Consider the following 11,355-nt stretch of genomic DNA (forward strand, 5'->3'; position numbering starts at 1 on the left):
CCTTACAATTTCAAAGCACTCCAAATTGTCCAACGATCTCTTTCGATAATAGGAGAGCGGTTTTGTAATGCTGTTTGAATATGATGTAGAAGTCGAGAAAGTTCATTATCCGTTAATTCGTGCAGTATGGATCGACCTGTTCGAGGGGATAAATCTTGTAGTAATGCTTCTACAGAATCGTGAATTTTTCGTACTTCCCATTGTGTTTGAATGGGGAACGATTGAAGAGAATGCTTTTGTAATAAGTGCTGAATAGTAGTGGTTTTTGGTCTTCTTTTCGCTTCTGTTTCAATGAGTTTTGGGAAGACGGAGAAAAAATATCCACGAATGTGTTCAGGGCTTCCTGGAATTATGCAATCTTCAATGGTTCGATCTTGTAGAATAAGCATACCGTCTTTTTTTAATATGCGAGAAGCTGCGCTTAAAAATGTAGGAATGTCTTGTAAATGATGGATCACTGCACGTGAAATGACAATATCGAATGTTTCATCAGGGAACGGGATATTATGTGCATCACCGTGAATAAATGAAATGTTTGGGAAGCTGCTACAATTCTCCTTTGCGGCTTGTAATATTTCTTTTGAAAAATCAAGTCCAATTACGTTTGTAGCCCCCATAAGTGCAAGTTCTTTTGTATAAATACCACCGCCACACCCTATATCAATTATTCGTTTGTTTTGTACATCTACAATATTGTTTATCGCTTCCCGCCATGAAATATGTGCGTTACGATTTGCATATGTGTAGTTATTATTTGCATCATGAAAATTAATGGACATTGTAAAATCCTCCCTTCAGTGTATAGTATAGCTCATTTTATATCATGTCACGTTTTTGTTTCTTATATGAAGGTTATAAGGGTTTCTTATTAGAAAAGAGGGATCGATTTGAAAGGGAATTATCTAATGGTTTTATGTGTAATTTTACTCGCATCGTGTGGTCAAGCCGAGCAAAAGAAAGAAACAAAACAAGTAGAGGAGACAGTGAATGAAGTGAAAGAACCATTACAGGTAACTGTTATACAAAAAGGTAAAGAAGAAAAAAATTTAAAGAAAATGGATGCGGAGTTAGTGGTAGACATTATAACCAAAGCAGAAAAACAAGAAATAACAGGTAGCTTTGGCGACCCGGAATATGAAATACAAATTAGTAGAAATGGGAAAATAGAAACATATTATGCATGGTTAAGAGGAGAAGATCGCCGGGGATGGATTCAATATAAGAAAGATATGTACATGCTTACCGAAAAAGAAACGCAACAGCTTTTATCTTTATTCCCAAATGTTTCAGATCAAAAAGAAGATGATACGAAGATAGATAATTTAACGGAAGTGACCAAAAAAGATATGCAGATTACCGCATTCCATATTAAAGCAGATGAGCAGAAAATGAATTATAAGGTCCGGTATACAATTTCGCAATCACTATACAATAAGCTGGAGAAGGAACAAGAATATTATTTGCAATTAATCTTCCCGGAAAAAGTTCAAAAATTAGTTGGAGCAAAAGAGAGTAAAATCATTTCAGCTGAAAAAGTAAAAGAAGGATATAAGCAGTATGAAGTGAATATTACTGTTCCAATAAAAGAAGCTTCATTATCACAATTAAAATCATTAGAAACATATTATGATAATTATGATTTACAAATATTAAATAGTAAAAAAGAAAAACTAGGGGTGTTTCAAAATATCATCCAAATTGTAAAAGATTATGGTGAAAAAATGAATTTACAAAGATAAAGTGAAACTGTAATCAGTGGGAGTCTTACTGTCTGTTTATGCGGGGGAAATTAGAAATTTTATTAGTTTGTAAATAATACAAGCAATATGGACTTTCCTAGGAAATGATAATAGAGGGGGCAAAGGCCCCCTCTATTATTTTGCTTTTGCAGATGGCTCATTCATTGATTTTCGGGTAATAAGAAAAGAAATCATAAGAGCGGAAAGAATAATAAGAGCTATAAATAAGTGATTTGGCAACCAATCTAATAATAATAAGTAGCTAACTGTATAAAAAATAAGAGTTGAAGCTAAGAAAGAAAGGGCACCTATTATGAGAGATTGTAATTTCATTTGTTTCTACCTCCTTTCACTTATATTTTCGGCTAAAAATGGATGATATAAACATTATTTCTAAGAAAAGAGAAAAATATGTCATAATAGAGAAAAGGATAGACTTTGATGAGAGTGTATGACTCATTAAGGTGATGTAAAGGAGAGGAATATGAAAAATAATAAAAAAGGATTATGGGGAATTATCGTCGCAATAGGGTTATTTTTACTATCAAAGTTAAAATGGATATTTGCGATTTTTAAGCTAGCAAAATTTTCAACCGTATTTAGTATGTTCTTATCACTTGGTGCATACGCAGTTATATATGGTTGGAAGTTTGGAGTAGCGCTCGTTTATTTGTTGTTTGTTCATGAGATGGGGCATTTATGGGCAGCGAGAAGAAAAGGAATCCCTACATCACCAGCGATCTTCATTCCATTTATGGGAGCTCTTATTGGGATGAAAGAGATGCCGAAAAATGCAAAAGATGAAGCTTATATTGCATATATGGGACCTCTTTTCGGATTGCTTTCATTTTTACCGGCCATTCCACTTTATATGGTAACGAAAGAGCCGTTTTGGGCGCTAATTATTTTACTTGGAAGTATGATTAATTTCTTTAACTTAATTCCAGTTTCCCCACTAGATGGCGGACGAATTATTTCAGTTGTAAGTACGAAAATTTGGGGAGCAGGGCTTGTTTTACTACTCGGCTATTCTATTTACTTCAAAAGTATTTTTGGGGGATTTATTTTTATTATCGGCTGTATGGAACTATATAGAGTAATAAAGAGAGATGAGCCGATTAAGGAATTAGGATATAAAATAGATGGAATGAAGGAATATGTTGCTAGGCTTGAAGAGGAACTAAAGGAAACTGGTGCGGTACATCGAACGATTTATATGATTCACCATGAGATGAATGTATTAAGACAAAGAGAGAAAGAATTAAAAACGGGAGAATTTCAAAAAATCGAAGTGTTAGAGTACCTTTTACCAAAGTTTGAGCCACTTGATTATGTCCCATATGAAGATGAAAAAGATGAGTATACAATTCGTATAAGAGAAGCATTTGAAGTGTCGGAAAGAAAATTAAATGAATGGGAAATAGAAAAGAGACAACAAGAAAATTATTATAAAGTCGATACGAAAACGAAATGGACAGTATTTGCTTGTTATATCGGATTAATGGCTATACTTGGTTATACAGCTTATGAAGGGTATGTTGTTTTACAAGAGCACTTGCCAAGGAGAAGTGTGTAGAAAATAGTGTCGAAATGATAGGAAGAATTTATAAAGGAATATGCATTGTTCATATATTTTTCACAAAAACACCATGTTAATAGTGATTAAAATCACAATATGTATTATACAATTCAGTTAAACTAAAAACAGTTAAGGAAATAGAGGAGAGGGATACAATGTTAAGTGCAAAAACAATTGAAATCGTAAAGTCAACAGTACCATTATTACAAGAAAAAGGCGTTGAAATTACAACGAGATTTTATCAAATTTTATTCTCGGAACATCCGGAGTTATTAAATATTTTCAACCATACAAATCAGAAAAAGGGAAGACAACAACAAGCGTTGGCAAATGCTGTTTATGCAGCTGCGATGTACATTGATAATTTAGAAGCTATTATTCCAGTTGTAAAACAAATCGGTCATAAACATAGAAGTTTAGGCATTAAAGCGGAGCATTATCCGATTGTAGGTACATGCTTACTACAAGCGATTAAAGAGGTTGCAGGCGCGCCAGACGAAGTTTTAAATGCATGGGGAGAAGCATATGGTGTCATCGCTGACGCATTCATTAGCATTGAAGCTGGGATGTATGAAGAAGCTGCACATAAAGAAGGTGGATGGAAAGATTTCCGCAACTTTGTGATTGTTAAAAAAGTGAAGGAAAGCGATGTTATTACGTCATTTTATTTAAAACCTGAAGATGGAGGGAAAGTTTCTTCATTCATCCCAGGACAATATGTAACGATTCAAATAAATATTAAAGGTGAAACATATACACATAATCGTCAATATAGCTTGTCTGACGCTCCTGGAAAAGAATATTATCGTATTAGTGTAAAGAAAGAAAAAGGTGTAGATACACCAGACGGTAAAGTATCTAATTACTTACATGATCATGTAGGAGAAGGGGATATTTTACCAGTAAGTGCACCAGCGGGAGATTTCGTATTAAATATGGATTCAACTGTACCTGTTGTACTAATTAGTGGTGGAGTAGGTATTACACCGATGATGAGTATGTTAAATACGTTAATTGAACAAGACTCAAAACGTAAAGTATGTTTTGTTCATGCAGCGATAAATAGTAACACACATGCAATGAAAGAACACGTTAAGGCAGTAGACAATGAATACGAACAAGTTAAAGCATATACTTGCTATTCTGCACCAACTGAAAAAGATTTAGAAATGAAGAACTTTGATAAAGAAGGCTTTATCGAAAGTGCATGGTTACAGTCTATTATTCCAACAACAGAAGCAGAATTTTATTTCTGTGGTCCAGTGCCATTCATGAAACATATTAATGCTGTATTAATCGAGTTAGGCGTTAAACCAGAGAACATTCATTATGAATTTTTCGGTCCAGCAGCAAGCTTACAATAGGTGAAATTTGAACAAACAAAAAACGAGGCGTTACTTTGCCTCGTTTTTTGTTTGTTCTCTTAATAATCGATTTACTGTTTCACGGCGTATTCCTATTAGTTGACCAATTTCAGTTTGCGTTAATATTTCATATATAGGAATGTCACCTAAATATAGTGTGAACCACTCTTGTAAACGATGAAGACGTTCTTTCGGAGAGACGGTTGTCAATTGATCAATACGTTGTTGCATCATTCTTAATTTTGATTGCAATTGCATAGCGATGTCAGCATAGGATTCAGGATTCGCCTGAAGTTTATCGTACCATTCACCACTAATAATAGGTTCAACTTCTGTTTTTATTAAAGCGATAGCTGTACCGTGATATTCCTTCGGTGAAATTAAAGAATGGTGAGGTATCGTTTCACCCGGAACGATAATGTTGAACAAAAATGGTGTTCCGTCTTCTTGTAGCCTTACCACTTTTAATAAACCTGTTTTTATAAAATATAAAGGACCGTCCTCGCCTTGACGGAATAGTACATCTCCTTTGTGTAAAATCAATGTTAGCCCCCCATTTAAACATTTCTATATCTTCTATTTTAGCGTATATGTATAAAGACAATATGCTTTTTAAACAGCAATTTCATTGACGAAATGTATGCTATTACAGTAGTATACTATTTAGTGTGTAATAGTACTAGCAATGAATACGCTGTAGGGGGTTTAGTATATTGTTAGATGCGATGAAGATGACGGATATGAAAATTCCGGCGAATGCCATCATTCATGTAGAAGAGATGAAAGGTGGAGTCGTTTTATCCGTTGAAATAGACGGCCAAATTATTTATACGATGGCTTATGATGAAGAAACAGATAGTTATGCTGAACTATATGATCGAAACGATAAGAGGGCGTGCCAAGTACATGAAGACTTTATGGGATGGTCACTTCTTCACTAAAAAGGTGTCAATATGACATCTTTTTTTATTGAATCGATAGAATATACAAAGAAATGAAATATAAGGATAAAATTTGTAATAAATGATTTTGCATTGTTAGCACTTTGTAACTGTAAGAAAGCTGTTTTTTCGCTATCATAAAGATAACAGTCGCAGCTATAGGAGTGATCAACTTGAAGAAAGTACATATTTCAAATTTTATGCTATTAAGTGTTTGTGTAGTTTTATTTGTTCTCCTAGGAGCCTTTTTATATTCATGTGTATAAGAAAAAACGCATTCTAGAAAGAACGCGTTATAAAAGTGAGGTAATGATTAATCTAGTTCCAAGAATTATTAATGTGATACGTAATAAATTAATTACGGCATTACCGCTTAATTTTGTATTAATATAAGCCCCGATTTTTCCGCCAATCCATGCGCCAGGAATAAGAATTAATGCATACATCCAGCTGACATTTCCAAGAGAAATATGAGTTAAAGAACTTACAATTGCTGATAGAAATACGATAAACATTGAAGTGGCTACAGCAATGTGTGCTGGGAATGCAAAAAGGAGCATCATTGCTGGAACAAGCAAGGCGCCACCACCAATTCCGAATAAACCAGATATAAATCCAACTATAAAGGCAATAAAGATAGCGAGAAACGGTGGGAATTGATAGTGTACAGTATTTCCTTCGTTATCTGTAAAAGAACGCTTAATTACAGTCATATTTGATAAGGAAAGAGGTTTTAATTTGTCTCGTAGCATAAGAAGAATGGAGACGAATATAAGGAAAATCCCAAAGTATAAAGAAAATGTATCTTGGTTTAAAAATTTGTTCGCCCATGATCCGATAATACCACCAGGGCCACTCCCGATAAATAAAATAAGTCCACTTTTATAATCTACCCGTTTATGTTTCATATAAGTAAGGGTAGAAGACAGCCCTGTAAAAACGACTGTTACCATAGAAGTTCCCACTGCGAGTTGTGGTGATAAACTGTGCAATCCAATTAATAACGGAACGATAATAATTCCGCCCCCAAGTCCGACTAGGCTCCCGACTGTCCCCGCGATTAATCCGATGAAAAGTAACATGATGTATTCCAAAATTGCCAACTCCTCTATATAACTTATCCAACAATCATTATACACGCTTTTTAATAAGAAATAGGCTTGTTCACAAAAAAGTCGCCTTCCTAGAAAAATAAGGAAGACGACTTTTGATTAAAAGATTAAGTGTAATAAGTAGTAAAATAACGCAGCTAAAGAAGCTGAAATAGGAAGTGTAATCACCCAAGTAATTAACATGCGTTTTGCAGTTCCCCATTTTACACCTTTCACACGATGAGAAGCACCAACCCCTAAAATAGAAGAAGAGATAACGTGCGTCGTACTAACCGGTAAGTGAATGAATGTTGCACCGAAAATAACAAGTGATGATGATAAATCAGCAGCTACACCATTTACAGGACGAATTTTCATAATTTGTCCACCGACAGTTTTAATAATTTTCCATCCACCGACAGAAGTACCGAGCCCCATTGCAATTGCACAACATAACTGTACCCAGAACGGGATGTCGCTAGAAGTATGATAGTTATTGGCCATAAGAGCCATCGTAATGATTCCCATTGCTTTTTGTGCATCATTCGTACCGTGTGTATAGGCTTGTAATGCTGCAGTGAAGATCTGGAATATACGGAAGTTTTTGTTCGTTTTCGTTAAGTTAAAGTTTTTAAAGACCACTTTAAAAATACTGTATACGATATAACCAATAACAAAAGCGATAATCGGTGAAATGATTAAAGCTTCAAGAATTTTTATGAACCCTTTAAAGTTTAATGAGCTAAAACCAGCAGCAGCAATTGCAGCACCAGCGATTGCTCCAATGATTGCATGCGAAGAACTACTTGGAATACCGTAGTACCAAGTAATCAAATTCCAAGCTATTGCTGCAAGCAAAGCAGCTAAAATTACAAGGGAACCATTTGGCAAGGCAAATGGGTCAACGATATCTTTTGTAATCGTTTTTGCTACACCTGTAAATGTCATTGCACCTAAAAAGTTCATAATAGCTGCCATAATAATTGCATGTCTAGGCTTTAGAGCTTTCGTTGAAACAGCCGTTGCAATAGCGTTTGCTGTATCGTGAAATCCATTGATAAAGTCAAAAGCTAAAGCGCAAATGACTACTAAAACGGTCAGTATCAAGAGTGTATCCATGATCAAACTCCTTACGCGTTCTTCATAATAATTGTTTCTAATACGTTTGCAACGCTTTGACAGCTATCAGCCACTTCTTCAAGCTCTTCGTAAATCTCTTTAAATTGAATAATCTTAATCGGATCTTTTTCACGAGAGAATAGGTGCTTAATCGCATGACGGCGAATATCATCACATTGTGACTCGTAATCCTTAATTTTAATCGCATTTGTACGAATGTCGACTAATTTTTTGTTAGACAGAAGTTCAACAGAGTTTGCAATCTCAATCGCACATTGATTAATTGCTTCAACGAATTTAATCATGTATTCATCAGCTTCTGTAATAGAATACATTTCGAATAGACCAGCACTGTGATCTAATCCGTCTAATACATCATCCATACTCATTGCAAGCTGTAGGATGTCCTCACGTTCAATAGGAGTAATAAACGCTTTGTTTAGCTCCATAATGATTTCGTGAATAAATGAGTCACCTTTTGACTCATACTCTTTCATGCGCATAGAAAATTCTTTTAAATCGCTAGCATTTTTAATTTTATACTCCACGAAAAACTGCGCGCCTTCTTTTAAATTTTCGGAAACATTCATTAGCATTTCAGAAAATTTATCTTTTTTTGATTTAAAGACCATTATTGTTACCCCCACAAAAGTAATATATGTAAAATATATTGGCTAGTCAATTCTAACAAAAAACTGTCGTTTTTTAAAACATTTTATCGAAAAGTTTACAAAAACTTAACATAACTCACATTGTTGTATTAATAATATTAATACTTAATAATGAATATCTTACTTGTAGAATGTCCTTTTCTTGCAAAAAGTATGAATGTTAAAGAAAAGCTTTACACTATAGGAACGACTACGTTATTATAATAAATTTAAAAGGAGGTATATTCTTCCTTTTAAAAAGAAGAGTGTAAACAAATGAAGGAAGTGAACGAATGAAATTGAAGAACACTCACTTTAAAAAAATGCTTGAATGGTTCAACCAGAGGAAGAAACTGCGCAATTCATTAATTGTATTGGGGAGTTTACTCGTTACTCTATTTGTTGCTGTGAATATAATAATTTCCATTCAAGACATATCTGAATTAAAACAAGCTGTTCCACAACCGACTTTAATTTACGATGCCAATAATGAAGTTGCAACCAAATTAGCCTCTTCTAAAACAGAAGGAGTTAAAAGGAAAGATATTCCTGACATCATGGTTCAGGCAATTGTTGCAGTAGAGGATAAGGAATTTTTTAGTCATCATGGCATTTATTATAGTGGAATTATTAGTGCGGTTTTCAAAAATATTACAGCGGGTGAAGTTGTAGCGGGGGGAAGTACAATTACGCAACAACTTGCGAAAAATGTATTTTTAACGCAAGACCGTACATTCTCACGTAAAATTAAAGAATATTTTTTAACTAAAAAAATTGAACGTACTTATACGAAAGATGAAATTATTGAAATGTACATGAATCAAATTTATTTTGGCGAAGGTGCTTGGGGTATAAAAAGAGCAGCTAAATCTTATTTTGATAAAGAGGTAAAAGACTTAACAATATCAGAGGCTGCAACGATTGCGGGATTAATTAAAGCGCCGTCTGCGTATTCACCTTATAAAAACTTTAATAAATCAATTGAAAGACGTAATGTCGTATTAAGTTTAATGAAAGAGCAAGGGTATATTTCTGAAGAACAGTATAGTAAGGAGAAAGAAGCAGGTCTAGTATTAAAGCGTGGTGTAGATGATAAATATAAGGGGAAATATTCTCAATATGTAGACTATATTGTTAGAGAAGCGATGGACAAGTACGAATTGACACAAAATGAAATTTTAGCAGGTGGTTATCGTATTTATACAGAGCTTGACCCGAAAAAACAACAAGCTGTAGAAGATGTTGTGAATAATGATAACTATTTTAAAGATAGTGGATCAGACCAGCTTATGCAAACTGGAGTCGTCCTTATGAATCCAAAAACAGGCGGTGTTCCAGCTTTAGTTGGGGGCAGAGGTCCTTATCAATTTTTACAGTTTAATCATGCGACGCAATTAAAAAGGCAACCAGGATCAACATTAAAGCCTCTTGCTGTGTATGTACCAGCCTTAGAGGAAGGATATGAAGTGTACGATGTCTTAAAAGATGAACCGTTTAATATTAAAGAATATAAACCACAAAATAGTGATCATACTTTTCACGGTAATGTGACCATGTATGAAGCGGTAGCAAAATCGTATAACGTTTCAGCTGTTTGGCTGTTAGAGCAAATCGGATTAGATAAAGGATTAAAATCTTTAGAACGCTTTGGTATTCCATTAGAGCCTGAAGACCGTACGTATCCGATCGCTTTAGGAGGTATGCATATGGGGACTTCTCCATTTGTCATGGCTCAAGCGTATAGTACATTTGCAAACGATGGTGTCCAAATAGAAGCCCATGCGATTAGAGAGATACAAAATGCTGAAGGTGAAACAATTGGGAAATGGTATAAGAAAGAAACACGTGTGACGAGCGAGAAAATTGCTCAAAAGATGACATACTTATTAAAAGGTGTTGTCGAAAAAGGAACAGGTGAAAAAGCGAAAGTTAATAATATTGATACAGCCGGAAAAACAGGAACTACTCAGCTTGTAAATGGACCAAGTGCTGGTGCAAAGGATTCATGGTTTGTTGGATATACACCGGATTTAGTAGGCGCGATTTGGGTAGGGTATGATAAAACTGATAGTGAGCATTATGTGCCAGGGGGCAGCCAAATTACAACGACAATGTTCCGGGATATTATGAAAAAAGCGAACGGAAACCCTGCTCAAAAAGCATTTCAGTTATCGTTAATATCGGAGGCGGACTATACAAAACAATTAAAAACGATTGAGGAAGAAAAGCGAAGAAAAGAAGAGGAACAACAAAGAAAAGAACAGAAACAAGAGTGGATTGATAAAGTGAAAGAGTGGATTCCATCATTTTGGTAAAAGAAAGAGGCGAATAACGAGATTCGCCTCTTTTTTGTGGTAAAAGCCCGGTTGGCTAATCATCAGTGAGGATGGGGAAAATCCCTACTGATTAAAATTCCACTTTATTTGTTGAGCGCAACATTGGTACTGCCGAAGGATTGAGAATCATACGTGACGGTTATTATTCCTTTACTAATGGGTTCATATGGTAATTCTTCTTCGTAACTTCCAGTATTTTTATTATGGATAGAAAGTGTTATTTCATCAACGTCTTTATTTTTATATTGATCTTTAATCGTTTCGGCAATTTGAAGTAGGTGTTCATAACTAGAAGCCTCTGTAATAAGCATTCCTTTTATAACCTTTTTTTCATTCTGTGTGGAAGAGGAATAAGGAACGTTGTTTTGCTTTGTATACAGTAGTTCGTATGGAACTGTTTTGCTATCTGCTTTTGATATAGCTGAATATTTTAGAGTTGAAAAAAATCCTATGCATAAAATTATGCATATCATAAGAGCAATCCAAAAACGTGTCAGTGATATAACTCTCATTTTCATCCCTCTTTCATATCTTTG

Annotated in this window: 12 protein-coding genes; 5 read left to right on the top strand and 7 right to left on the bottom strand. The window is 34.6% G+C overall.

The genetic code is table 11. The features are described from left to right. Nucleotides 1-2: 2 nt before the first annotated feature. The gene (locus tag MR109_RS08380; RefSeq protein ID WP_242271745.1) at nt 3-779 is read right to left on the bottom strand and encodes a class I SAM-dependent methyltransferase; all 777 of its coding nucleotides are present in this window, start codon (nt 777-779) and stop codon (nt 3-5) included. A gap of 108 nt (nt 780-887) precedes the next feature. On the opposite strand from MR109_RS08380, the gene MR109_RS08385 reads away from it, so the two are divergent. Then, the gene (locus MR109_RS08385; RefSeq protein WP_242271746.1) at nt 888-1,739 is read left to right on the top strand and encodes a YhfM domain-containing protein; all 852 of its coding nucleotides are present in this window, start codon (nt 888-890) and stop codon (nt 1,737-1,739) included. A 135-nt stretch (nt 1,740-1,874) separates the two neighbouring features. Here the strand turns inward: MR109_RS08385 and MR109_RS08390 are convergent, their stop codons facing one another. After that, the gene (locus MR109_RS08390) at nt 1,875-2,072 is read right to left on the bottom strand and encodes a hypothetical protein (protein ID WP_002171096.1); all 198 of its coding nucleotides are present in this window, start codon (nt 2,070-2,072) and stop codon (nt 1,875-1,877) included. A 151-nt stretch (nt 2,073-2,223) separates the two neighbouring features. Here MR109_RS08390 and MR109_RS08395 point away from each other — a divergent pair, with 151 nt between their 5' ends. Together MR109_RS08395 and hmpA are read left to right on the top strand one after the other, a co-directional pair. Then, nucleotides 2,224-3,315, top strand: a complete 1,092-nt coding sequence (locus MR109_RS08395; protein ID WP_242271747.1) for a site-2 protease family protein — start codon at nt 2,224-2,226, stop codon at nt 3,313-3,315. A gap of 158 nt (nt 3,316-3,473) precedes the next feature. Beyond that, the gene (gene hmpA, locus MR109_RS08400) at nt 3,474-4,682 is read left to right on the top strand and encodes an NO-inducible flavohemoprotein (protein ID WP_242271749.1); all 1,209 of its coding nucleotides are present in this window, start codon (nt 3,474-3,476) and stop codon (nt 4,680-4,682) included. Between the two features lie 30 nt (nt 4,683-4,712). Here the strand turns inward: hmpA and MR109_RS08405 are convergent, their stop codons facing one another. Then, complete coding sequence (locus MR109_RS08405) at nt 4,713-5,225, bottom strand: Crp/Fnr family transcriptional regulator (protein ID WP_002171099.1); 513 nt, start codon at nt 5,223-5,225, stop codon at nt 4,713-4,715. A 170-nt stretch (nt 5,226-5,395) separates the two neighbouring features. On the opposite strand from MR109_RS08405, the gene MR109_RS08410 reads away from it, so the two are divergent. Further along, nucleotides 5,396-5,623 carry a hypothetical protein gene (locus tag MR109_RS08410; RefSeq protein ID WP_002171100.1) on the top strand — a complete coding sequence of 76 codons (228 nt, stop codon included), beginning with the start codon at nt 5,396-5,398 and terminating at the stop codon, nt 5,621-5,623. Nucleotides 5,624-5,916: 293 nt separating this feature from the next. Here the strand turns inward: MR109_RS08410 and MR109_RS08415 are convergent, their stop codons facing one another. The 3 genes from MR109_RS08415 to MR109_RS08425 all read right to left on the bottom strand — a co-directional run bounded on the left by MR109_RS08415 (nt 5,917) and on the right by MR109_RS08425 (nt 8,465). Then, a complete protein-coding gene (locus MR109_RS08415) occupies nt 5,917-6,717 on the bottom strand; it encodes a sulfite exporter TauE/SafE family protein (protein WP_071721192.1) in 801 nt (266 codons plus the stop codon). Between the two features lie 117 nt (nt 6,718-6,834). Beyond that, the gene (locus MR109_RS08420; protein WP_048370490.1) at nt 6,835-7,833 is read right to left on the bottom strand and encodes an inorganic phosphate transporter; all 999 of its coding nucleotides are present in this window, start codon (nt 7,831-7,833) and stop codon (nt 6,835-6,837) included. An 11-nt stretch (nt 7,834-7,844) separates the two neighbouring features. After that, complete coding sequence (locus MR109_RS08425) at nt 7,845-8,465, bottom strand: DUF47 domain-containing protein (RefSeq protein ID WP_025147269.1); 621 nt, start codon at nt 8,463-8,465, stop codon at nt 7,845-7,847. 311 nt (nt 8,466-8,776) lie between these two features. Here MR109_RS08425 and MR109_RS08430 point away from each other — a divergent pair, with 311 nt between their 5' ends. Then, nucleotides 8,777-10,798, top strand: a complete 2,022-nt coding sequence (locus tag MR109_RS08430) for a transglycosylase domain-containing protein (RefSeq protein ID WP_242271750.1) — start codon at nt 8,777-8,779, stop codon at nt 10,796-10,798. A 104-nt stretch (nt 10,799-10,902) separates the two neighbouring features. Here MR109_RS08430 and MR109_RS08435 read toward each other — a convergent pair whose 3' ends face one another. Continuing rightward, nucleotides 10,903-11,331, bottom strand: a complete 429-nt coding sequence (locus tag MR109_RS08435) for a hypothetical protein (protein ID WP_025147267.1) — start codon at nt 11,329-11,331, stop codon at nt 10,903-10,905. Nucleotides 11,332-11,355 lie beyond the last annotated feature (24 nt).

Source organism: Bacillus cereus group sp. BfR-BA-01310, assembly GCF_022664325.1.
In the GTDB taxonomy this organism is placed as follows: domain Bacteria; phylum Bacillota; class Bacilli; order Bacillales; family Bacillaceae_G; genus Bacillus_A; species Bacillus_A paramycoides.

Excerpts from the sequence above, each read along its gene's own strand:
- MR109_RS08380 (WP_242271745.1), bottom strand. The coding sequence starts at position 779 with ATGTCCATTAATTTTCATGATGCAAATAATAACTACACATATGCAAAT.
- MR109_RS08390 (WP_002171096.1), bottom strand. The coding sequence starts at position 2,072 with ATGAAATTACAATCTCTCATAATAGGTGCCCTTTCTTTCTTAGCTTCA.
- MR109_RS08395 (WP_242271747.1), top strand. The coding sequence starts at position 2,224 with ATGAAAAATAATAAAAAAGGATTATGGGGAATTATCGTCGCAATAGGG.
- hmpA (WP_242271749.1), top strand. The coding sequence starts at position 3,474 with ATGTTAAGTGCAAAAACAATTGAAATCGTAAAGTCAACAGTACCATTA.
- MR109_RS08420 (WP_048370490.1), bottom strand. The coding sequence starts at position 7,833 with ATGGATACACTCTTGATACTGACCGTTTTAGTAGTCATTTGCGCTTTA.
- MR109_RS08425 (WP_025147269.1), bottom strand. The coding sequence starts at position 8,465 with ATGGTCTTTAAATCAAAAAAAGATAAATTTTCTGAAATGCTAATGAAT.
- MR109_RS08430 (WP_242271750.1), top strand. The coding sequence starts at position 8,777 with ATGAAATTGAAGAACACTCACTTTAAAAAAATGCTTGAATGGTTCAAC.
- MR109_RS08435 (WP_025147267.1), bottom strand. The coding sequence starts at position 11,331 with ATGAGAGTTATATCACTGACACGTTTTTGGATTGCTCTTATGATATGC.